The sequence below is a fragment of the Priestia sp. SB1 genome (assembly GCF_038898415.1).
Window position 1 is genome coordinate 123,225 of record NZ_JBBJSS010000006.1, and the last position, 22,017, is coordinate 145,241.

General features: G+C 37.7%; 31 protein-coding genes. 15 read left to right on the plus strand and 16 right to left on the minus strand.

Annotation, left to right across the window (positions count from 1 at the left end):
• Positions 1 to 23: 23 nt before the first annotated feature.
• The 9 genes from WKH56_RS22300 to WKH56_RS22340 form a co-directional block, all read right to left on the minus strand.
• Positions 24 to 1,295, minus strand: a complete 1,272-nt coding sequence (locus WKH56_RS22300) for a PTS galactitol transporter subunit IIC (RefSeq protein WP_063247355.1) — start codon at positions 1,293 to 1,295, stop codon at positions 24 to 26.
• Positions 1,296 to 1,350: 55 nt separating this feature from the next.
• Positions 1,351 to 1,635, minus strand: a complete 285-nt coding sequence (locus WKH56_RS22305; RefSeq protein ID WP_013057899.1) for a PTS sugar transporter subunit IIB — start codon at positions 1,633 to 1,635, stop codon at positions 1,351 to 1,353.
• A 42-nt stretch (positions 1,636 to 1,677) separates the two neighbouring features.
• Positions 1,678 to 1,974, minus strand: a complete 297-nt coding sequence (locus tag WKH56_RS22310; protein WP_243494863.1) for a PTS sugar transporter subunit IIB — start codon at positions 1,972 to 1,974, stop codon at positions 1,678 to 1,680.
• 1 nt (position 1,975) lies between these two features.
• Complete coding sequence (locus tag WKH56_RS22315) at positions 1,976 to 2,461, minus strand: PTS sugar transporter subunit IIA (RefSeq protein ID WP_310883947.1); 486 nt, start codon at positions 2,459 to 2,461, stop codon at positions 1,976 to 1,978.
• A gap of 36 nt (positions 2,462 to 2,497) precedes the next feature.
• Complete coding sequence (locus WKH56_RS22320) at positions 2,498 to 4,540, minus strand: BglG family transcription antiterminator (protein ID WP_342836874.1); 2,043 nt, start codon at positions 4,538 to 4,540, stop codon at positions 2,498 to 2,500.
• Positions 4,541 to 4,779: 239 nt separating this feature from the next.
• Positions 4,780 to 5,343 (minus strand): NAD(P)H-dependent oxidoreductase, encoded by a 564-nt coding sequence (locus tag WKH56_RS22325; RefSeq protein ID WP_310883948.1) that lies wholly within the window; start codon positions 5,341 to 5,343, stop codon positions 4,780 to 4,782.
• Between the two features lie 234 nt (positions 5,344 to 5,577).
• On the minus strand, positions 5,578 to 6,138 hold the full coding sequence (gene lepB / locus WKH56_RS22330; protein WP_243494865.1) for a signal peptidase I: 561 nt from the start codon (positions 6,136 to 6,138) through the stop codon (positions 5,578 to 5,580).
• Positions 6,139 to 6,224: 86 nt separating this feature from the next.
• The gene (locus WKH56_RS22335; protein WP_154973758.1) at positions 6,225 to 6,584 is read right to left on the minus strand and encodes a nuclear transport factor 2 family protein; all 360 of its coding nucleotides are present in this window, start codon (positions 6,582 to 6,584) and stop codon (positions 6,225 to 6,227) included.
• A 107-nt stretch (positions 6,585 to 6,691) separates the two neighbouring features.
• Positions 6,692 to 7,237, minus strand: a complete 546-nt coding sequence (locus WKH56_RS22340; RefSeq protein ID WP_310883949.1) for a CBO0543 family protein — start codon at positions 7,235 to 7,237, stop codon at positions 6,692 to 6,694.
• Between the two features lie 281 nt (positions 7,238 to 7,518).
• Between WKH56_RS22340 and WKH56_RS22345 the strand changes: the two genes are divergently transcribed.
• Together WKH56_RS22345 and WKH56_RS22350 are read left to right on the plus strand one after the other, a co-directional pair.
• Positions 7,519 to 8,175 carry a DUF975 family protein gene (locus WKH56_RS22345; protein ID WP_063247362.1) on the plus strand — a complete coding sequence of 219 codons (657 nt, stop codon included), beginning with the start codon at positions 7,519 to 7,521 and terminating at the stop codon, positions 8,173 to 8,175.
• A gap of 114 nt (positions 8,176 to 8,289) precedes the next feature.
• Entirely contained in the window at positions 8,290 to 8,703 is a 414-nt protein-coding gene (locus WKH56_RS22350) for a DUF1259 domain-containing protein (RefSeq protein WP_063247363.1), read from the plus strand.
• A 186-nt stretch (positions 8,704 to 8,889) separates the two neighbouring features.
• Here the strand turns inward: WKH56_RS22350 and WKH56_RS22355 are convergent, their stop codons facing one another.
• From WKH56_RS22355 to WKH56_RS22365, 3 genes are all read right to left on the minus strand, one after another.
• Entirely contained in the window at positions 8,890 to 10,788 is a 1,899-nt protein-coding gene (locus tag WKH56_RS22355; protein ID WP_243494868.1) for an endonuclease MutS2, read from the minus strand.
• Positions 10,789 to 11,240: 452 nt separating this feature from the next.
• A complete protein-coding gene (locus WKH56_RS22360) occupies positions 11,241 to 11,570 on the minus strand; it encodes an AzlD domain-containing protein (protein WP_048018926.1) in 330 nt (109 codons plus the stop codon).
• Entirely contained in the window at positions 11,567 to 12,292 is a 726-nt protein-coding gene (locus tag WKH56_RS22365) for an AzlC family ABC transporter permease (RefSeq protein ID WP_033580524.1), read from the minus strand. Before WKH56_RS22365 ends, WKH56_RS22360 begins: the two co-directional genes overlap by 4 nt.
• A 95-nt stretch (positions 12,293 to 12,387) precedes the next feature.
• On the opposite strand from WKH56_RS22365, the gene WKH56_RS22370 reads away from it, so the two are divergent.
• Positions 12,388 to 12,939, plus strand: coding sequence for a helix-turn-helix domain-containing protein (locus tag WKH56_RS22370; RefSeq protein WP_028414477.1), 552 nt, complete (start codon positions 12,388 to 12,390; stop codon positions 12,937 to 12,939).
• A 38-nt stretch (positions 12,940 to 12,977) separates the two neighbouring features.
• Here WKH56_RS22370 and WKH56_RS22375 read toward each other — a convergent pair whose 3' ends face one another.
• Together WKH56_RS22375 and WKH56_RS22380 are read right to left on the minus strand one after the other, a co-directional pair.
• Positions 12,978 to 13,661, minus strand: a complete 684-nt coding sequence (locus WKH56_RS22375; RefSeq protein WP_028414478.1) for a TerC family protein — start codon at positions 13,659 to 13,661, stop codon at positions 12,978 to 12,980.
• A 272-nt stretch (positions 13,662 to 13,933) separates the two neighbouring features.
• Positions 13,934 to 15,007 carry a LacI family DNA-binding transcriptional regulator gene (locus WKH56_RS22380; RefSeq protein WP_034267806.1) on the minus strand — a complete coding sequence of 358 codons (1,074 nt, stop codon included), beginning with the start codon at positions 15,005 to 15,007 and terminating at the stop codon, positions 13,934 to 13,936.
• Between the two features lie 70 nt (positions 15,008 to 15,077).
• Here WKH56_RS22380 and WKH56_RS22385 point away from each other — a divergent pair, with 70 nt between their 5' ends.
• Together WKH56_RS22385 and WKH56_RS22390 are read left to right on the plus strand one after the other, a co-directional pair.
• Positions 15,078 to 15,557 (plus strand): RrF2 family transcriptional regulator, encoded by a 480-nt coding sequence (locus WKH56_RS22385; RefSeq protein WP_221832561.1) that lies wholly within the window; start codon positions 15,078 to 15,080, stop codon positions 15,555 to 15,557.
• Positions 15,558 to 15,575: 18 nt separating this feature from the next.
• Positions 15,576 to 15,959: a nuclear transport factor 2 family protein gene (locus tag WKH56_RS22390; RefSeq protein ID WP_028414480.1), complete on the plus strand. Its 384-nt coding sequence runs from the start codon at positions 15,576 to 15,578 to the stop codon at positions 15,957 to 15,959.
• Positions 15,960 to 15,996: 37 nt separating this feature from the next.
• On the opposite strand, the gene WKH56_RS22395 is transcribed toward WKH56_RS22390, so the two are convergent.
• The gene (locus tag WKH56_RS22395; protein ID WP_310883950.1) at positions 15,997 to 16,821 is read right to left on the minus strand and encodes an SPL family radical SAM protein; all 825 of its coding nucleotides are present in this window, start codon (positions 16,819 to 16,821) and stop codon (positions 15,997 to 15,999) included.
• 436 nt (positions 16,822 to 17,257) lie between these two features.
• On the opposite strand from WKH56_RS22395, the gene gvpA reads away from it, so the two are divergent.
• The 10 genes from gvpA (at position 17,258) to WKH56_RS22445 (ending at position 21,388) form a co-directional block, all read left to right on the plus strand.
• The gene (gene gvpA / locus WKH56_RS22400) at positions 17,258 to 17,536 is read left to right on the plus strand and encodes a gas vesicle structural protein GvpA (protein WP_013057921.1); all 279 of its coding nucleotides are present in this window, start codon (positions 17,258 to 17,260) and stop codon (positions 17,534 to 17,536) included.
• Positions 17,537 to 17,559: 23 nt separating this feature from the next.
• Positions 17,560 to 17,823, plus strand: a complete 264-nt coding sequence (locus WKH56_RS22405) for a gas vesicle protein GvpO (protein ID WP_013057922.1) — start codon at positions 17,560 to 17,562, stop codon at positions 17,821 to 17,823.
• 23 nt (positions 17,824 to 17,846) lie between these two features.
• Complete coding sequence (locus WKH56_RS22410; RefSeq protein WP_048018923.1) at positions 17,847 to 18,617, plus strand: GvpL/GvpF family gas vesicle protein; 771 nt, start codon at positions 17,847 to 17,849, stop codon at positions 18,615 to 18,617.
• A complete protein-coding gene (locus WKH56_RS22415) occupies positions 18,614 to 18,871 on the plus strand; it encodes a gas vesicle protein GvpG (protein WP_033580519.1) in 258 nt (85 codons plus the stop codon). Before WKH56_RS22410 ends, WKH56_RS22415 begins: the two co-directional genes overlap by 4 nt.
• Positions 18,872 to 18,882: 11 nt before the next feature.
• Positions 18,883 to 19,707 (plus strand): GvpL/GvpF family gas vesicle protein, encoded by an 825-nt coding sequence (locus WKH56_RS22420; protein WP_048018922.1) that lies wholly within the window; start codon positions 18,883 to 18,885, stop codon positions 19,705 to 19,707.
• On the plus strand, positions 19,704 to 19,955 hold the full coding sequence (locus WKH56_RS22425) for a gas vesicle protein (protein WP_048018921.1): 252 nt from the start codon (positions 19,704 to 19,706) through the stop codon (positions 19,953 to 19,955). Before WKH56_RS22420 ends, WKH56_RS22425 begins: the two co-directional genes overlap by 4 nt.
• Positions 19,945 to 20,229 carry a gas vesicle protein K gene (locus WKH56_RS22430; RefSeq protein WP_047750481.1) on the plus strand — a complete coding sequence of 95 codons (285 nt, stop codon included), beginning with the start codon at positions 19,945 to 19,947 and terminating at the stop codon, positions 20,227 to 20,229. Before WKH56_RS22425 ends, WKH56_RS22430 begins: the two co-directional genes overlap by 11 nt.
• 14 nt (positions 20,230 to 20,243) lie before the next feature.
• A complete protein-coding gene (locus WKH56_RS22435) occupies positions 20,244 to 20,561 on the plus strand; it encodes a gas vesicle protein (protein WP_048018920.1) in 318 nt (105 codons plus the stop codon).
• Between the two features lie 32 nt (positions 20,562 to 20,593).
• Complete coding sequence (locus WKH56_RS22440; RefSeq protein WP_255219776.1) at positions 20,594 to 20,722, plus strand: hypothetical protein; 129 nt, start codon at positions 20,594 to 20,596, stop codon at positions 20,720 to 20,722.
• A gap of 141 nt (positions 20,723 to 20,863) precedes the next feature.
• Positions 20,864 to 21,388 (plus strand): hypothetical protein, encoded by a 525-nt coding sequence (locus tag WKH56_RS22445; RefSeq protein ID WP_033580515.1) that lies wholly within the window; start codon positions 20,864 to 20,866, stop codon positions 21,386 to 21,388.
• Positions 21,389 to 21,529: 141 nt separating this feature from the next.
• Here WKH56_RS22445 and WKH56_RS22450 read toward each other — a convergent pair whose 3' ends face one another.
• Entirely contained in the window at positions 21,530 to 21,970 is a 441-nt protein-coding gene (locus WKH56_RS22450) for a cell wall hydrolase (RefSeq protein ID WP_013083968.1), read from the minus strand.
• Positions 21,971 to 22,017: the final 47 nt, after the last annotated feature.

Consider the following 22,017-nt stretch of genomic DNA (forward strand, 5'->3'; position numbering starts at 1 on the left):
CTTACCTCCTGTTTATGCCTATTTTAAAAAATAGAAGCCCACAGCTGAGAGAACTTAAGAATAAGCCAGTTAAATAAGTTTCCTCCCATGTCTAAACTTGAAATTCGTGTTGCACCTTCCGGCATCGAAAACTGAGCTCCTGATAACATTTGCGTATGCACATCTGCGAAATTCGTTGCCATGTAAAGTGATAGCGCTACCATAACGGTGCCCGAAATAAGAGAGTGTATAATATTTCCTCTTAATGAGCCCACAACAAAAGCTACATAGAAAGGAATGGTAGCCAAATCCCCAAACGGCAATACTTTATTCCCAGGCAGAATGACAGCTAAAAGTAATGTAATGGGGACAAGTAATAGTGCTGTAGCCATAACGGATGGATGTCCTACTGCAAGAGCGGCGTCTAATCCAATATATATTTCACGATCACCATATCGTTTTTGAAGAAAAGAACGAGCTGCTTCAGAAATTGGAATAAGTCCTTCCATTAAGATTTTAACCATTCTAGGCATCAAAAGCATAACCGCTCCCATTGAAATACCTACCTGAAAAACTTTACCGAGGTCATAGCCTGCTAATATACCGATTACACATCCTAAGATTAACCCCATCATCATTGGTTCACCGAAAATACCAAAACGTTTTTGAATAGATTCGGGATCTGCATTCAACCTTTTAATCCCTGGAATCCTTGATACACCCATACCTACCAAAATACCAATTGGTCCAAACGCAGCTGTAGAGCCCGTAGGAAGAGAAATTCCTTCTAACCCGTAAAATTTTTGAACCATTGGCGCCGTCTTATCTGCTACAAATAAAACAGCAATTTCATACAGAACGGTACACAATATTGCAAACCACCAGCTTCCTGTGACGACGTATCCTGTTGCACCAGCAGCGATAAAGTGCCAGTAGTTCCAAATATCAATATCAAGCGTCTTAGTCAGTTTTAATAAAAGCAAAATAATATTTACAAACAAGCAAACAGGAATTAGTATAGCTGCAACGGGAGATGCCCAAGATATTGCAGCGGCAGAAGGCCATCCTGTATCAATAACAGTTAGGTTTAGACCAAATCGTTCAACCATTGCTTGTGCTGCTGGTCCTAAGTTTTTTACAAGTAAATCAATAACTAAGTTGATCCCGACAAAACCGATTCCTATTGTAATTCCGGATTTAAACGCTTTTTTTGCACCTGTTTTAAATAACAGGCCTAAGATAAAAATGGCAATTGGTAAAATAACTGTAGGTCCTAGATTTAATACTGCCTGCACACCTGATAGAAGTTTATCCATATCCATCCCTCATTTTTCTTTTGTCATTTTCTAAAATGGAGGCAACACGTGATACCTATGCTTGTAAATGCGTCAGAATTTTTTGATCCAGTGCTTCCATACCAATTCCCGTAATATAGGAGGTTGCGCTTAATGCTGGAATGCTGTACGTTGTAGGTAAAATCGTTGTCGATACAATTAAATCTGCTCCTTCTTGACGAGAGGCTACCTCAGCGATCTTACACTGCACAACTTCCGCGTTAATCCCGTTGTCTTTTAATAGATTTTCTACTCGTTCACACACCACTGTTGATGTTGCAATTCCTGCTCCGCAAGCTACTAATACCGTATATTTTTTCATTCTACTCATCTCCCGATTTATTATTTTTAATTTTCTGACGAATCAATTTGCAACTGGTTTATTTAAGGCATCTATTATTTTTTGGTCCAGTGCTTCCATGCCAATCCCTGTGATATAGGAGGTTGCGCTTAATGCCGGAATGCTATATGTTGTAGGTAAAATCGTTGTCGATACAATTAAATCTGCTCCTTCTTGGCGAGAAGCTACTTCGGCAATTTTACACTGCACAACTTCTGCGTTAATGCTGTTGTCTTTTAATAAATTTTCTACTCGTTCACACACCACTGTTGATGTTGCAATTCCCGCTCCGCACGCTACTAATACCGTATACTTTTTCATTTTACTTCTCCCCTTTTGTAATAATTTTTTCAACTCCGTTAAAAATAGCTTGAACATCCCTTTGATTTTCAGCCTGTAATAATTGCTCTATTTTTTGCTGATCTTGAATTGTTTGCATCAGCTCCTGAAGTACTGTTAACTGGGTGTGAGGCTGGTTTAAACCTAATAGAAGCACAATGCGCACATCCACTTTTTTTGTATTGTCATCCATTAAATAAAACGATACAGGTTTTTGTAAGGTAACCAAACTAATAAATTGTTCAAAAACGTGCTCTGGATCTGTATGAGGGATTGCTACGCTGTAATCGCCTATTTTAAGACCTGTCGGAAAAGATGCTTCTCTTTCTTTAATTTTTGTCAGAAAATTTTCACTGACATACCCTTTGCCAAATGCCTCTTTGTACACCATTTCAAAGATATCGGTTTGATCTTTACATACACTATTTAACTTCATTAACTCTTCTTTTAAAAAAGGCTGTAATGTCACGATTGTATCCTCCTTGCTATACATTCTGTACCATGATTAGATAGAGTGCGTTTTAATTATTTCATAGATTTTGTATTTTTCGTTTAGCCGTTTCATCTCATTTATTACCCCGTTCATTTCCGCTAACTTCATCAGCTGCAGCATAGCGTTTAAATGTTTCTTTTTATCAATAGCTGCGATAACAACAATAAAATGAACTTTTTGCTCTCCGCATAATAAGCCTTCTTTTAACTTAAGTAAGCTCATGCCTACTGCTTGAACACCGTCCTCAGGGCTTGCGTGAGGTATTGCAACATTAAGTCTTAGTACAATATGTGGAGACATAGACGGATATTGTTCCTGCATTTTATCAATATAAGCTTCAGTAATAATACCTTTATGTAAAAGCGGGGCAGCGGCTATTGAAATAGCTTCCTTCCAGCTTTCCACTTGATCGCGCAGCACAATTGTTTCAGGTGTAATTAAATCTGCTAAACTGTATTCTTGATTTTTACTTGTTTCGTTTAATACTTGGAGAGAAAAATAATCTTGCAGTGCTTTTTGAAGTTGAGACTTCTGATCAACTTTTGCGTATTTTTCAATGACACTTATTAACTGTTCAATGTTCACCACGGATGTATTTAAACCGAATATGGTTTGAATGACTCGCTGCCGAAGCTGGAGCTTTTGAAAATCGGAAATAAATTGTTCCACAATAAATAAATGTTTAGAAGTCTGGACAGGAACAGGAGAAAATACCATATCAAATTCAGCTTTTGATTGATCAAATTCTCGAATCGAAAGAGCTTCGTAGAAATAAAACTCTGGAAATAAATCGCGCAGCGTGTGCTCCATCAAATGTGAAATGGATACCCCGTTAGGACAAACAACCACCGCTCTCTTTTTCAGCTGTATCGTTTCGCCACTGTTAATTAAATGTCCGCCAATAAAAACGGTAATGAACATCACTTCGCTTTCAGGAATAGGGCAGCCAATATAAGTTTCAAAAGGCTTTAATGAATCTTTTACAATGTAGTGAATGGCTTCAAACTCTTCACTAACTTTTTCAATTATTGAATAGTTAGTAGTTAGCTGATATTTAATGCGGTAGTAAGCTGGTTTCATATGCAGCACTAATTTTTGAAGCAGCTTCTCTTTTTCTTTAAAAGTAATACATGCTTTTTTCTCAAATAACGCAAGGCTTTTTTTTAATGAAGATTTTAATTCAAGAGTTTCTTCATCTCTTAAAAATTGGGAGGATAGAACGTTAGAAGTAAGCAATTGTAATGTAATAAATAAACGTTCTTCCTTTGGGATACAAGCAGCATCTTCAATTAAAATTTCGGCAGCCTCAAACTCTTTTGTATCCGACAGTTCTTCATAGTCGATATGATAAGAATCTTTAATTAAGTTTCCTTTTTTAATTCGTTTTAACAAAATAGCTATTGTATATGGAAGAAGTTTTATTTTTTGATCGATAAATTGAAGTGCTAAACGCTTTTCTACTTTTTCCATTTGCTCTTTTAATCTCTTAATTTCTTCTCTTGAAATTCCTGTATATGCCTGAATATACGTCTCGCCTTGATACATGTCATATACGGTCCGGAGTACTTCAATAAGCAGCTTCCTTTTATTCCACTCACTTCCTACTATGTCGTATCCGTGCATTCGCGAATAAATAATTTCAAGATGATAACCATTTACAATTCTCTGTGTATATTTCATATCTCTTAATACCGTATTCTTACTCACTGATAGCGAGCTGGAGAAATGAAGTAAAGATAATTCTTCTTCGCTGCTTAATAGCATTAGCAAAACCAATTGAGCTCTTTCTTTTTCAGACGGAATATAACTTCCAGCAGAGTGTTCGACTTTTTCAGTAAACAGTTCCATTAGAAGAGGATCAATAATAAATTTCCCCCCGTTCGTTCGCTGAATTTTTGGGTAGTTATTACTCTTTAACCAGTCATTAATTTTTGTAAAACTGTAGCTAATCTGCCTCCGTGAAAGATGATATTTTCTCTCTAATTCTGAATTGGAAATACCTGGATTTTTAACCACTCGTTTTAAAATTAAATTGCTCCTTTCATCTAGATGCATCAATTGCTCCCCCCTTGCTTAAATTTATTCTATCACTGATCTTCACCAAAATGTTTACGCTTTCATTACCACTTCTGGTCGAATTGTTGTGCAACTTGATGGTTAACTCTTCCTTACCATTGTAGACATTTCTCTAGTACTCAGAAAGAAAAAGAAAAACTGTTTTTGACTACGAATTTTGTGTCAAAGGGAATAAAAAAACCCGACTGTTTAGTCAGGTTTTTTGTAGATATCGATTTTTATTGGCGCTCTCCTATTCCAAATACTTCTGCTACGTGATTTTGTAATTTATGCTTGTAGTGATCAATGTTTGGATGTTTAACTACATCGTGAATAGAGTATGTTGGAAGTGGACTCATACCGACGTACTGATTCATTTTATGCAAATGCATAATGGCTTCGTCTAAACTTTTTCCTTCATAGAAAGCTTCGTCATTGTTAAAAATCGCTTCCGGCGCATTCCATGTAAGAGAAAACATGTATTGTTTCCCTGTTAATAAGCCGCCTCGCCCGTATTGATTGGAGCCTTTAAAGAAAATGTTATCCATATACACGCGATCAATATATTGCTTAAACTTTCCGGGAATGCTGAACCAGTAAACAGGCGTCTGCATAATCACAACATCAGCCCATAGCCACTTTTCAATTTCTTCTTCTACTTCGTAGCCTTTATCAACCACCGTTGTTTTAATGTCAAATTGATCAGCGAGTAAATGCTGCATTTCATTAAAAATCGTCTGATTTAACTCTCCTTTTGACTTTTTATAATACTCGTGTCCGTTAATGATTAATACGTTTTTCATGTTGACCTACTCCTTTCCAAAATCCTTACTTCTTTATCTTCATATATCTGTATACCCATAAAAACTGCTTATCTATCAGTACTACCTCTTACTTTGAAGTAACATAAGGTCTAATTTACTGATTCCTTAGAAGATGTTTAACTTGTATAAAGCAAATCGTTTTTTTTAAATCAGTTCTTTTCACCCAACAAAAAAAGACTGACGGATTAAATTTCGTCAGTCTTTCTATCTTTTTTATTTCGGTTCGCCCACTTCATTTAACGGATAGTAGCGAAACTGCACTTTTCCGATCACTGATTTTTGTGAAATAAAGCCAAATGCTCGTCCATCATGGCTTACACGACGGTTGTCCCCCATGACAAACAGTGAATTTTTCGGTACCTTCACTTTGCCATCAGTTGCAGGCAGCGTTTGAAGCGTAAAATCTTCCGTGAATTTTTCATTAGGTGCAAGAGATTTTTTAGATTCTTTTAAATACGGCTCTTTATAAGCTTTGCCGTTAATATAGAGAACGTCGTTTTTCATTTCTACCGTATCTCCTGGCAGTCCAATTACACGTTTAATATAGTTTTCATCTGCATCCGGTGCATGAAATACAATCATATCAAAGCGATCGACATCACTGATTTTATTTAAAATAACGCGGTTTGAATCTTCAAACGTTGGATACATCGATTCACCGTGAACCGTAGTTGGCGCAAATAAAAAATGGCGGACTCCCACTACTATAACCAATGCAATAACAATGGACTTAATCCATGAAAACACTTCTTTTTTTACGTTATTTTTGCTCATTTCAAAACATCCCTTACGTCAAAATATACTTTCATCATAGCATCAAATAGAGGGAAAGTATAATAATAACCGAATAATCTTATTTATTACTCACCGTTTGTCACTGTGCCTTGATGGAAAAACAAGCGCCACTTTTCTTCTCTTTTTCGCCAAATAGAGCTGCGAAGCGTCTTTTTTTCTGCCGTATGGTTCATAAGATGATAGGTAGTTAATACGCAGTCAGGAGACAATACGTCTACATGAAAATGAGAGATCTCAAATACATCTGGCGAAAGTACATGATTGTGATTGTAATCTTTTCGTTTCCATACCCTGCCTGAACTGCCAAACTCCACGTAACCATCTGCAAGAATGTTTGAAAGCTCTTTAGCAGAGGTTCGTATCTCTGATTTTAAGTGGCTGCATTCTAACTCATAAAATGTTCGGGTGATATTCGCTTTTTCCACGTTCACAGTCTCCTCTCATTCTTTCTTACATTTATTATAAAGGAATACTGCCGTTTTGCCTTAAACAAATAATACTCCTATCTCAAATAGACAGGAGTATTGTTTGTTTAGCTAACACTATAGCCTCTCTTCTTACCCGCAATCCAATCGCTAATCATTTTCACGACAATTCCCATGACGAATACGGTAAGAAATGAATAAAACATCGACCAGTTCAGCAATTGGTACAAATACAGCGCTTTGAATATCGGAATGCCTATAAAAGCAATAACGGCAGACGTAATAATATGTGCGATAAAGAAAAATTTCCATTTGCTGAAAAATTGGTAGACGAGTGCGATACTTACCGGAATAATAGCAAAGTCAACCGTATTGAAGCGATCGGTAAATGGAAGCATCTGGTGAGGATAGCACCACAGATTAAAAAATTTACCGAATTCATCTACCAAGCCGACTATATGAAAGCTGATAAAAAAAACGAGAAGCATAAAAAAGAGATGCTGTCTATCAATAAAAAAGTAAAAAAGCAGCAGGAAAAGTGCATTTATCACTACTATGAGCCACCACTGAAAACTAAAAAGATCTTGATGAACCCAATAAGAAAATTCTTTTTCGTTTAAGACTTGTTGCATCATTTTAATCATTTCAAACATAGAAATCCCTCCTATCTTAGAAAGTCTTTCCATGAGGGTTTCACTTCAAACTAAAATAAAACATCGCACACAGTGCTTTTGCACCTCCTCCTTCTTCAAAAGCAGATTGTACCTACTTAGAGATTTCTATCTGTCTAGTAAAAATTTTTGTAAGAGCGCTCTTTTCATCTCAGAACCTATTGACTATTATTTTCATTTCATACAAAATTAACAATTGTGCATGGTTTACATGTTAATACGAGCAAAAAGATACTGTTTTGCAACATTAAAGGAGGAACAACATGAACATCGGTACGATTAAAAGAGAAGCTAAAGCTTCTTTAAAGAATCGCTGGGGACTTGCGATTCTACTGACGGTGGTGACGTACGGAGTATATACGCTTCTGCCTATTCCATTTGAAATTGTGGCAAGCGGAGGCTATGACAATTGGATGAAAGATGAATCTGATTCCGCTTCATGGATTTCAACTGCCTTTGCTATTGTCTTCTCGCCTCTTCTAATGGCGAACTACTGGGCATTTTTAGGTCTAGCACGAGGTGAATCTGTTCAATTGGGGCACTTGTTTAAAACATTCCAAGACTTTGGCCTTTATGTAAAGTCATTAGGAATTTATGTACTTATGACTCTTTATGTGATGCTGTGGTCGCTGCTTTTACTAATTCCTGGAATTATTAAAGCACTGGCATATTCACAAACGTACTATATTTGTAAAGACAATCCTACTTACTCGATGAATCAAGCGATTACAGAAAGCCGCAGGTTGATGAATGGTTATAAAGGACAGTACTTCCTGCTGCTGCTAAGCTTTCTTGGCTGGTTTTTATTAAGTATTATTACAGTAGGAATCGGCTTTTTATGGTCTATTCCATACCTTTCTGCTTCACTTGCTCGTTTTTATGAAAATTTGTTAAACGAACGTTCATCGCATGCTGAATAATAAAAAAATCCTCTTCATCGTGAAGAGGATTTTTTTATAAGAACACGGTTTGCATAAGTGAAGCTCTTATGTCATAAAGCTTACTAAGAGTATAGAAGAAAGGCAGGGGCTTATATGTATACTACAAGTGAGATATGTCAGCAGTTTGGGCAGATTTTAAACGCTAAAAGCAAAGTTAGTCCAACAGGATGCTCAGTGTCGCTTAAAAGAAGCTTTCAGGCTTCTGTTCAAGGGCGGAAAAGCAGCTCTGTCGTTCCTGTTGGCGTATCATTTGAGGCGATAGACGCACAGGGAAATGCGCTAAACTTGGCTGAGATTGCTATTTTACAAGAAGAAATCCCTCGTTTTACAGAAGCTGCTGCGCGGCAAGGTCTTATCGTAAGCGCTTTGCATAACCATTGGCTTTTTACAGAACCGGTCCTTATGTATCTTCATATTCAATCTGTAGAGCCTCCTTTACATTTTGCGAAAAAAATGGCTTTTTGTTTTACAACGCTCAAGAGTCTTCCCATTCCGGCAAAGGAATAATTTATTAAACACGTCTCTTGGGTACATTAGAGAGGTGAGAGATGTTTTTTACACCTATAGATTACTAATATAGCTAAAGGAAACCTCCTTACCTTTTAAGTCATTAACAAAAGGGAGCTATGTATTGTTGAGAAGCTGCATAAAAACAAAAGCCCAGCACTTTCCTACAAGTGTTGGGCTTTTGTTTTACCTATTTTTCCGTATATCTTTTTCAATTTTCCGCAATGCTTTTTTTGATCCTCGCTGCAGATCATGCTGCTCTTTTCGATCTTTATAGCTAATAAATAATGAATCGAGGTCATAGCCTTCGGGATATAATTCAGCAGCTTTGATTTCAAGAGCTACTCGTTTAACGTTTACTTCAATTAACTCATTTTGATAGAGTACGACTATATTGTTTGTGTTGTCTTTAGACTTATACACAATCGCATGATTTTCATAATCTAACAGCTTGACTCGATCTCCCATTTGATATTCAACACGGTCTTTTTTCTTTTCCTTCAAAATAGTTGGTTTTTTTATTTTATTTTCTCTGACAACTTCTGTATCATACGATTTGCTTTCCATATAGAACTTTGCTTTTTGTAAAATCTCTTCTTCTACCTTCATCTTCTTTGAAATCCAAAGCGCATTGCTTTCTCCAGATGTGCCAATTAACAGCTGATACAGCGGTTCTAATGTTTTACTGTTGAACTGCATCGCGGCATTCATAAAGTCAGGATGAATTTCTGAGAAACGCTTAATTTCTCCGTAATGCGTAGTCGCGACCGTTATGCAGCCCATATGATAAAACTTCTCTAAAATTGCAATCGCAAGTGCAGCTCCTTCATTCGGTTCGGTGCCGCTGCCAATTTCATCAAATAGGAGCAGCGTATTGTTCGTTGCTTTTTGCAAAATAGCCGATATATTTTTCATGTGTGAGGAAAAGGTACTCAGCGCATTTTCAATACTTTGGTTGTCGCCGATATCGACAAAAATATGTTCAAACAATGCAATTTCTGTTCCTTCCTCAGCTGTAATATGAAATCCTAACATTGTAGCGAGTGTCAGTAGCCCAATCGTTTTTAAGACAACGGTTTTTCCTCCTGCGTTAGGTCCCGTAATAATTAAGCTTCGATAATTCTCGCCAATTTCGAAGTGAAGCGGAACAATTTTACCAGTTAACAGCGGGTGATATGCGCCTTTTAAATGAATATATCCATAATCATTAATTTTAGGTTCGATTCCGTCTGCCTGTTTACTGTATTTTGCTTTGGCAAACACCATGTCGTATTGGCTAATTAGCTCTAAATTAATATGAATATCAGCTAGCTTCTCTAACACTAAACCTGTTAAAGACGCTAAAATTTGATATTCTTCTACCTCTTCTTCTGCTTTCAAAATCGCTAGTTCCGCATTCAGCTTTGTAATAGATGCCGGCTCTATGAACACTGTTGACCCTTTAGAAGATGTTTCAACAATCGTTCCTCCAACATGATTTTTATAGGATGCCTTGATCGGAATCGTATAGCGGTCTCCTTTTTTACTGATGAAGAAGTCTTGAATATAATCTTTGTTTTTACCGTTTCGTAAAAATTTTGCAAGCTGCTCTGAAATTTTAGCTTCCGTTCCTTCTATATGTCTTCTGATACGCTTGAGCTCTTTGCTTGCCGCAGCGTCTACTTTTCCAGCTTTGATCGCAAAATTAATTTCCTCTTCTATACTTGTCAGTTCTTTCATCGAATGGGCATAGGAACTTAAGAGCGAAGCAAAAAATTCTTTATCGACCATATATTGTTTTACTTTTCTGCAGCCTTTTAAAAAATCGGATACTCGCATTAGCTCTTCAGGCTCTAAAATCATGCCTTTTTCAAGCTTTTCGATGACTCTTCCTATACCTGAGACACCTGACAGGGGAAGTGATTTCTCAGCATCTAGAAGTCTTCGTGCTTCCGTTGTTTCTTTAAGTCGGTTTTTTACTGTTTTAAGAGATGTGCTCGGCTGAAGTTTATCCATTAATTGTTTTCCCAGCTCACTTACGCAGTGAGCTTTTACGATTTCTTTTAATTGATGATACTGCAATTTTTCAAATGTCATCGTATTCATGGTTTTTCTCCTCACTATGATTTGTCATCACATATGAAGATACCTATTTATTAGAAGGCAATGAAAAAGGTAAACAAAAAAAGCTGTGGTGATCCCACAGCTTTTTGCGTTCATAAGGTGTCTAAACACATATCACGAAAGAAAGCTCTGTAAAAACAGACGCCTTTTTCGCGACAAATGCCGAACCCTTTATAAAGCATTGTAGGTATCTTCATAGGCAGTGAAATAAATCCATAAGCAAATAAAGGGTACCTTTACTCTCAAAAAAATACCCGTCTTGCTTATTTAATTTATTTCATTCAATTGTTCCTATTTAGATACTACTCCGCTCATAAAAGCACCTCATCTATATTTTAGTTTTCATTGGCTTCTAATTTACACTCTTATCATACTATATGAAAAAGCGTGCGTAAAGGAGACAGTAAAAAAGCTCAAGAGCATAACTTGAGCTTTCATGAAAAAAGAAAAAAACGAAGCAGCGCCATCATTCCAACTCCGCTAATAACGGTGAGAGATAAACTTTTTGTTTTCAGCGCAATCAGTAAGGTCGGAATGACTACGATGATGACGGGCCAGTTAATTTTCACACTGTCATTTGTTTGAATGATAAAGTTCTGTACAACAAGTGCTGTTAAAATACAAATAGGAATATAGGACAGCCATTTTAATACGGGTTCTGGCAGCGCGATGTTACGCACAACTAAAAACGGAACAATACGAGGAACTACGGTAACAAGGGCACACCCTAAAATAATGATAAGTGTTGAATAGTGGATACTCATTTATCCGTCACCACCCCAATCGTCGCTACAATAATCGTTGAAATTAAGACAGCTACATGTGAAGGTACCAAAAAAGACAGCACAATCATAATAATCGCCATATAAAGAATTAAACGTAAATAATGATTAAGTTTTGAAGGTAACACGCTTTCGATTTGTAAAACAAGCAGAGCTAAAAACATAGCCGTTAAGGCAAAATCAAATCCAAAGGCTTCCGGGTCAGATAGCAAATGCCCAAAAATGGCTCCCATCGTACAGGCGATAATCCAGCTGACGTAAGCCGTTATATTTAATCCGTTCATCCAGCGGTCATTAATTGGCTCCCCTTTTGCAATTTTATTTGAAGACACTCCAAATGATTCATCCGTCAGAAGTGCTCCAATTCCGACGTTTTTTAATAACGAATATTTTGTGAATTTAGGCGCAACCGTAGCACTCAAAAGAAAATGTCGTAAGTTAACGATGAATGTTGTGAGAATAATAGCTGAAATTGAACTGTTTGCAACCATCAGTGCACAAATAATAAACTGAGCAGCCCCGGCATACACGAGCGCTGATAATAAAGTAACTTCCATAACGGAAAGATGCGAGGACACGCCGACAATCCCGGCGGCAAGCCCTATGCTTATGTAACCGAGTAGCGTAGGGACACAGTCCTTGGCCCCTTGTCTGAACGTTAGATCCACTTTTTCTCTCTGCTGTACTGCTTTTTCTGCGATCACCGTACTCCCTCCTTTTCTGCTATATTATACATCTATACGTTATATTAAACAACGGTATGTTATACTATCTTTATAATCATTAAAGGAGTACAACAATGGACGCGATTCAAGATATTATTGCTAAAAATCTTGTTAAACTACGAAAAAATCGAAATTTGACGCTTGATCAAGTTTCTGAATTAACAGGTGTGAGCAAAGCAATGCTTGCACAAATTGAAAAAGGTAAATCCAGTCCGACAGTTACTACGCTTTGGAAGATTGCGAACGGCCTTCAAGTCTCTTTTTCTGTATTTATAAAAGAAGACACTCCGGATGTGCAGAAAGTAAGCATAAAACAGCTAGATCCCATCACGGACAACAAAGGTGATTACTTAGTGTATTCTTTTTTTCCTTATCACCCGGAAAAAAAGTTTGAAATTTACATTGTCACATTAAAGCCCGGATGCGTGCATGAAGCAAAAACTCACTTAGGAGATGAATACTTACTTATTAAAGAAGGAGAATTAACGGTTCGTTTTGAAAGTGAAGAACATGAATTAGTCTCAGGAGACGCTCTGCATTTTTCAGGAAATACCTCTCACAGCTATATCAATTCATCTGAAGAAGAAGCAAGCTTTTTTTTACTTATGCACTATCCCGAATCATGAAAAAAGAGCGTACGGATCATCCGTACGCTCTTTTTTTATTAAGCTGCGTGGGCTTGTTCTTTTTTCATTTTTTTGTTTTTCATGTATCCAATACTTACAACTGCAATCGTTAAGATAACTTGAACAGCAAGATGTAAAGCTGTACTTGGAACAAATCCACCAATAATTTTATCTTCAACAATCATTTTTCCAGCAGACCATGCGAGCATCGCCGCTCCAGCGTAAATGATAATCGGAAATTTTTCCATTGCTTTCATAATAAAGCTGCTTCCCCAAATAATAATCGGAATTGAAATTAATACACCAATCATAATAGGAACAAATTCATGAGCTACACCAGCTAGAGCTAATACGTTATCTAATGACATGACCGCATCTGCGATAATAATCGTTTTAACCGCACTCCATACCGTTGCTCCACCTTGAGGGTTATCGCCGTGTTCGTGATTATCGGCTAATAATTTATACGCGATCCAGACTAGCATCAAGCCGCCGACAGCTCCGATTAATGGAATTTTTAATAATGGGACAATAATAGCCGCAAATAATAATCGAAGACCAATCGCGCCGCCTGTTCCAATTAAAATCGCTCTTTTTTGTAAGTCTTTTGGTACGTTACGAGCCGCCATTGCAATCACAATCGCGTTATCTCCGCTTAAAATTAAATCAAGAAAAATAATTTGCAGCAAACCTTGCACTGATACGCCAATTAGTTCCTCCATAGTTACCTCCACCTTCTCTTTTTATGTAACGTTTCTCCTCTAAATGTCCGAGCCTTTTCCTCCTTTTTTATAATTGAATACAAAAAAGACCCTTACCAAATAAGCGGTAAAGGTCTTGCTAACAACATAATGTCGCCAACAAAGCCGAGAGATAATCTCTGTAATGACGACTTTGCTGTTAAAGCTACTCCCCTTTAGGAGATACGTTCAATTATTTGTTTGTATTTACACCATTCATACTATAGCATCTCCTACATTCTGTCAATCATTTTTTATGTAAAACGATTGTCAACGCTTTCTCTTTCAATCAATTCATAGTTTGAAAGTGTAAGCTTTTCAACTTCTTCGCCGTTAACTAGCTTGATAATTCGCTGTGCTCCCATTTGACCCGCTTCTTTATAGTAATATTTTACGGTTGTTAAGCTCGGATGAATCACACCTGTAATTTCATAGCCTCCAAAGCCCGTAATGGATACATCTTCAGGAACGCGCAGTCCGTTTAAATAAGCTGCCTTTAACGTACCAAGCGCAATGTTATCGGTCGCACATACAATCATGGACGGGTTAAATTCTTTCATCACTGCCGTAGCTGCTCCGATTGCATCGCTCATGTTAAAGCTTGTTTCATAACAGCGGATCTCGCAATCGCTGTCTTTAAGACCTTGCTTTACCCCTTCTTTTCTCTTTACACCTACAGCTATGTCTTTTTCAGTTACGCCTAAAAAAGCAATTTTTTTATGCCCTTTTTCCCCTATGTACCTTCCAATGTCGCATGCAGCCTCGTAATCTTGGTGAATTAAACTGTGAACTTCTTTATGCTCTTGTCCAATTAGCAAAACGGGAATTGAAATCGTACGGAACGCTTCCAAATGAGCTTTTGTAATCTGAACGGCAAGCAAAATAATACCGGCTACCTTCTGCTTAGCCAGCGTATAAATATTTTCAATTTCTCTTTCTAAATCTTGATTAGAATTGGAAACAATCATTTGGTAGTGGTGGTCTCTAAGTTCTTGGTCAATACCATCTAATGTGCGGGAAGTCGCAAAAGAACCCATGCGAGGAACAATGACACCGATGATATTTGTTTTTTTTGCTTTTAAGCTTTGAGCAAAAGCATTTGGGCTATAGTTTGTTTCTTTAATAATTCCTTCAATTTTTCGTTTCGTCGCATCGCTCACAGATCCTCCGTTAAGGTAGCGGGATACAGTGCTTTTTGCTACTCCTGCAAGCCGAGCGATATCTGCAATAGTTGTCATTCTCTCATCTCCGTATTTTGTTGCTGCTTCTTTCACAGTATACACGAATATCGCGTGTATATTAAGTAACTGCTTTACTTTTTGATTCATAAGCGGTATGATAACCTAAACATGGATAATTATTATCCACATTGTACACATATGGCAGGAGATGATGTTTTTGCATATGAAAACAGGCGTTGAGCAATCGGTGTATGCCATTTTGCTGCTTACGTTTTTACCTGAAAAAGCTGTGCTGCCAGGAGATGTTATCAGCACTCAGCTTGGGGGTTCGCCTACGTATTTTCAAAAGCTTCTTCGCAAGCTGGTTAGCGCTGATTTACTTGCTTCCGTTCCTGGTAGCAAAGGTGGATTTCGCTTAAAGAAAACACCGGAAGAAATTCGTATTTATGACGTATACGTAGCCATTGAAGGCAAGCAGTCTCTTTATTCATCAAGCGGTATTTTTCACGATATGCTTAATTTAAAAGACAAAGATATTTGCTTATTATCCGATTTAATGGAAGAAGCCGAATCTTCGTGGCAGTCCATTTTAAAATGGCAAACCATTGCCACGCTTACAAATGAAATTCATAAAAAATGTCCAAAAGAAAACCTGGATAAGCTAAAAGCAACTGTAGAAGAAAAAATGGTGCTGTAGCACCCAAAGGAGATTATCATGGAAAACTTAAATAGATATTTTGATTTATTCGATCAATCACGTACAAGCGAACAAGCATTTGAAGAATTGGTGAGCCTTTTTTCAGACGATATCGTATTTGTCTTAAACGGCCACGAAAAGCAAGGCATTGAAAACTGGAAGCTGTTTGTGAAAATGGTTTTTAAAGAAAATGCTGATATTAAGCATATGTTCGAAGGCTGGAAAGCAGTTGAAGGTACGGACATGTTTGAAACGCCTTGGGCAGTATGCGGAAAACGTGCATCTGGCAGCGTATTTACTCAAACAGGAAAAGATATTGCTAAGCTAGATAAAAACGGGAAGATCAGTTATTTAGAAAACGTACCTGATGACACAAACATGTTTGATACGTATAAAAATTAATATGGAGAAAAGAAGGGCTATATAGGCCCTTCTTTTTTTACGGTGCAAACCCTTCTTGAGAAAGATAAATCATCGAAGAAGGATAAAATTTTTCAAAATAACGAATGGCTTTGATATGAATGTCTTTGTCATACCAGTCTAGGAAACCGTGCTGATCAAATAGTTCTGGCATCCCTAGCCTTTTAGACGTTTTGCCTAAGGAACCGTCTCCTAAGTACAAGGTATCAATGCAAATTCGGTCCATCATTCCTTCTATTTTCTCAGGAAATTCAGGCGTGAAAGGAAGCATTGGAGCAATGGCTACTTGCGTTAAAATTCCGCTTTCTTTTACTTTTTTTAACGCATTCATACGAAGTTTCATCCCCGGAGCATAAGGAGAAAAAATTTGTTTTACATCTTCTCGGTCTGTTTCAATAGTCATCGATACGCGAAGGTCACATACTTTTTGAAGCTGTAAAAGCAAATCAATATCTCTCGTCACAAGCGGCGATCTTGTTTGAATCAGTAAAAAATCAGGCGGATGATTGATCATTGTTTCTAAAAGAGCTCGAGTGATGCCTGCTTTACGCTCAGCCGGCTGATAGGGATCTGTCGCTGAAGACATAAAGACGCGCATCGGCTGCTCTTTTTTTCGCAGTTTTTGTATTTCTTTTTGATAGACTTCAGCTGCGTTGACTTTCAGCTCTAACCACGTCCCCCACTCCATTTCTTTAAAACGCTGAATTGGCAGTTCTCGCACGTAGCAAAATTTGCAGGAAAATGAACATCCGGCATACGGATTTAAACTATGAGTATAACCAGATGCTAAAAAGCCGGTCGCTTTTGTTAAAATACTTCTCGAAACCACGTCTCTTTTGTTCATCTTTCTCACCTCGTTGTCCAATAAGTATATCAAGTTCGCAAATGAAAAAACTACTTTCCACATGGAAAGTAGCCCTTTATGTTTTCAATTCATCAACTTTGATTTTCTTTCTTTTCACTTGTCGTTTCAAGTAAAGAGGTTAAATATGAATTTAACTCAAATTGGTCCTTTTCAATAAAATCAGATAATACCGGCTGCTCTTCTTTTCTCATCTTTCTCCACTCCCTTTGTTTTTTATGTATGTGTTTTCATTCATCAATGGATAAAAGTAATGTACTTAACTCTACCCGTATTAAAACAAAAATAATCATGGTATTTTATACTATTTTTTAATTTATGCACGTTTTATTTGTATATTTTTTACAATGTCACACACATTAATAGCAAGATTAGTAAACGTATATATTTTACTATGCAACATGAGAGGAATTTCATTATGACGATTAACAAATCAAACGATTGTTCTAGTCTAGCTGAAGTAGTTGACCGCATCTTAGATAAAGGCGTGGTAATTGACGTATTCGCTCGTATTTCCGTTATTGGTATTGAATTAATTACCATCGAAGCTCGAATCGTTATTGCCAGTGTGGACACATGGCTGAGGTATGCCGAGGCAGTTCGGCTGCTTCATAATGAAAGAGAAGATTTTCTTTCTTCGAATAACGGCGGAAAAAAACTTGAACAGCTAAACCTTTTACAAGATTTAGATTTATAAACTCATAAAGGTGGGTTAGAGAAGTGAAAGTAGCCGAAATTATGGAATCCGTGACTGATTTTTTTAAAGAACACGTTGCTCCTCCTCACCGAATTATTTCGTATGAATCGATTCAAAATGGAGGATGGAAAATAACACTTGAAGCATTTGAAGAACAGGAGTATATGAGGCGCTATGCAAAAGATGAACTGCTTGGTATCTATGAAGTGCTGGTCAATAAGCAGCATAACATTACGTCTTTTTCACGCACCAGCCTGCGCTATCGAAGCTCTCCAGCAGAGAAGTAAGCTGATTATTTTAATGGAAAGGAATGAAACAGAAATCAATGAGTGAAGAAACGGGCATTTATATTTTTTGCAGTATTCCCGCCACCGAGGCGCATACGTTTGGCAGCGTCACGATTGATCAGCAAGAAAGAGCTACTTTTACCATTCATTACCGAGATGCAGCTATAGTGGCTGCTGCCTTTCCTCTTAAAATTTATCACCCTACAAAAGAGAACGTCACAGCGCACCAGCAGGTGATTTCCAAAGTAATGAATGAGCATGATTCGGTCATTCCAATCAGCTTTGGCAACGTGTTTCATAGTCAACAAGATGTTGAAATGCTGTTAGAAAACTTATATCCACAGTTCACCTCTCTTTTCCCACAGTTAAAAGGAAAAATAGAAGTCGGACTAAAAGTAATTGGGAAACCGGACTGGCTGAAACAAAAAGTGAATCAAGATTCTTCTTTGCAGCAAGTACGAAACCCGCGTTCTGCCAGTGCTGATTTTTATAAACAAATTGCGCACGGAGAAACAGCTCAGAAATTCTTTTTAAAGCTTCAGCACGACTGTAAAAAAGAGCTGTATCAACATTTAGAACCGATAGCTGAAGCGTCGAGACTCAATCCTCCTATTGTCGAAACGATGCTTTTAAACGCTTCTTTTTTAATTGACCGAGAAAAAGAAGCAGCGTTTGATGAACGTGTAAATGACCTGTATGAAAAATGGAAGCACAAAGCCGATTTTAAATATTCCGGACCGTGGGCTGCTTATAACTTTATTAATATTCAACTAAAGGTAGAAGAGAATGTATGATTCATAAACTGCTGTTATCTCCTGTCACGCTCATTGTTAAAGTTGGGCAAAAAATCAAAGAAGAAGCGGATAAGGAACTGTATGACGTTTCTTTTATTCAGCAAAAAATCGTTCATCTTCAAATGATGTATGAGCTTGGAGAAATACCAGAAGATGCATATATGGAAAAAGAAAAAGAACTGCTGCTTAGGTATGAAGCAGCAAAAGAACATGAATTAAAAAGATGGGAATCAATGACGAAGAAACAAAAGTGAGGTTGAAAGAAATGGAAAAGCTCATTTATTTATATGGTCTAGTTCCAACCGAAGAAACTAAGCAAATTTCCTTCCCCGCCCTTGAAGGCATGGACAAGAACAACCCTATCTATACTCTTTGCTTTGATGATATTACCGCATTCGTATGCGACTTGCCAAGCGTTGAGTATTCAGAAGAAATGCTAAAAGAAAAGATAGAGCAAGATATGAAATGGCTGCAAGACAAGGCTATGCATCACCATGAGACCCTTCTTTTCTTACAGAAGCACTACACGCTTCTTCCAATGAAATTTTGTACTGTCTATAAAAGCAAGGACAGCTGCCAAAAAAGAATTGTCGATAACAAAGAAAAAACCCTTTCTTCTCTTCAGCTTTTAAAAAAATCTGAAGAATGGAATATAAAAGTGTATGCCCATACGAATCATTTAAAGAGCTACCTCTTGACATACAGTGAAACGATCCAAAAGAAAAAAGAAGAAATAAATACGTTACCTCCGGGCAGGCAGTTTTTTGAACGTAAAAAGATAGAAAGGCTGATTGAAGAAGAAACAGAAAAAGAGCAGCTTTCGCTTTGTGATCACCTGCACAGTGAGATAAGTCCCTACGCCGCTTACCACACAATCAAAAATAACTGGAGTCAAAAGATAACCGGCGACAGCTACAGCATGTGCTGGAACAGCATCTACCTTTTGTCCAAGAGCAATGTGGAATCGTTTCTAAAAGCCATTAGCAACAAGCAAGCGCTTTACAAAAACATGGGACTGAACATTGAAGTAACAGGACCATGGCCTGCTTATCATATCGACACTCTCCGCTCGGAGAAAGATGCGGGATGACATCGCTGCGAAAACAAACGCTCGAGCAAAAAGACATTGCCCTCATTGATATATTGGATGTGATCCTCGATAAAGGAATTGCCATTAAAGGTGATTTATTGATTTCAATTGCCGGAATTGATTTAGTCTATCTTGATCTGCGCGTACTGATTTCTTCTGTAGAAACGCTGATAGGCTCTCATGATCGTCAAATCATTTCTTCTCAGCAGTTTGAACAGGAAACGGAGGCGTTGCAAAATGGAAAATAACCCTAAACGGAACGGTCGCATTGAGCTGAGTGCGGAAAATGCTGAACAGGGCCTAGCACAGCTTGTTTTAACCGTCATTGAATTACTGCGGCAGCTCATTGAAAAACATGCGATTCGCCGAGTCGACAGCGGAAACCTGACGGACGCTCAAATCGAAGATCTGGGCGTGGCGTTGATGAAGTTAGAGAACAAAATGGAGGAACTAAAATCAGTGTTTAACTTTACAAATGAAGATTTAAATATTGATCTAGGTCCGCTGGGAAAAGTGTTATAACAAGGAGTGAAAAAATGGCGGCGGAATATAACGGGCAGCTGGGCACCATTGTAGAAGTATTGGAAAAAGTATTAGATAAAGGTCTTGTTATTGCTGGAGATATTAAAGTGCAAATTGCTGATGTTGAACTCTTAACCATAAAAATCCGGCTGCTTGTCGCTTCTATTGATAAAGCAAGAGAAATTGGCATGGACTGGTGGGAAACAGATCCTTACCTATGTTCAAAAGCAAATCAGTCTTATCAAAAACTCCAGGCGGAAAATGACAGTTTAACGCAGCAAGTTGCCTCTTTAACACAGCGAATTCAAGATGATTTGCTTTCGCTTGATTAACAGCTCACTTCATAGAAGGAGGAATGACAAACATGAATCATGAACAAAAATCTACGCTGTCTCCTGTTTCACAAGAGCAGCAAAGCCCCGATACTCAACTAACGGAAAAAGAAGAGCGTATGCCGGAGTATACGCATACTTCGCTTAATCCAGACTCATAGAACAAAAAGAGAAATGCCGAGGCATTTCTCTTTTTGTTCTATACTTTTCTTCATTAATCATGACGTTGAGACAAATAAAGGTAAAGATAATGAACATGGCGAATGAGTACCATTATCTATTAATGACAAAGGAGAACGAGCATGAAGAAAAAAGTGATGGGAGCAGTTTATGCTCTTTTAACGCTGTTCATTTTAAGTGCCTGCAGTACCGAAGACGTTGTGACAAATAATTCAGATCCAAAAGTTTCTGTTTCTACTACAGTTAAACCGCTGACGAAAAAAGAATTTAGTGAAGTTGGAACATCAGGGTTAACAGGCCCTTCTAAAAAAGATTTTCACAAAGTACATATGACTCTTACTTTACGCGGTACGAACTACCTGTCGGATATTCAAGTTAAGCTACCTAACTATAAAGAAGCTTTTAATAACATGAAAGACGATCAGCAAACAAGATATTGGTTTGGCAGCGGTGCAGATGAAGAGCAAGAAAACAAAAACATCTATACAAGGGAATTTGTCCTTTATACGAAAGGCTTAACCGATAAGCAAATCAAAGATATTTTAGCAGCAGCTAAGGTAAAGACGTCCTGGGTGGTAAAGGATACAAAAGCGAAGGATCAATCCGAATTTGCAGCTGGTAAAAACATAAAATTTGAAGCAAAATGAGACATGCACCAATTAGCAAAAGCCCTCTTTATGAAAAGAGGGCTTTCTCTTATTATATGAAGAAGAATTACCTTGTCACCTGCAGCTAACGGTTTGGATTTGAGGCCAGACTCTCAAAGCGCAGCATATCTTCTAAGCTATCTACCCGTTATAAACGCTAGCGCATGTTCCAGGCTTTGGCTCATAGTAGCAATGATTTTTGTATTGACCAGAAGCGGGTTGACCGTACCATGTTGGAGGGCATGGAGCGGATGGATTGAAGTACCACAGTGCATATTTCCCCGGGTGTTCTCTCCAATAATCCAAATTCTTTTTGGCTAACCTTTTTTCAACACCTCTTGCTCGTTGATAAAATACATTTCCTTTTTGAACAGCCTCGAACGAATAGTTGCCTCCCTGCACCTGATAAATAACTTGCGGAACGGATCTTAAATTCTTGAAATCTAAACAGTTTGCTTTAAGGCGATTTACAATGACATTTCCAACGTACAGCATGCCTTGTTTTCCTTCGCCTTCAGCTTCTGCTCTCATCATCCTTGCCATTAAAGCAACGTCTGAATCTCGATAATTTACTCTTGGCATTTTTTCACCCCAAAAATATACTATGAAAAAAAGCCGGTCTTGATGTC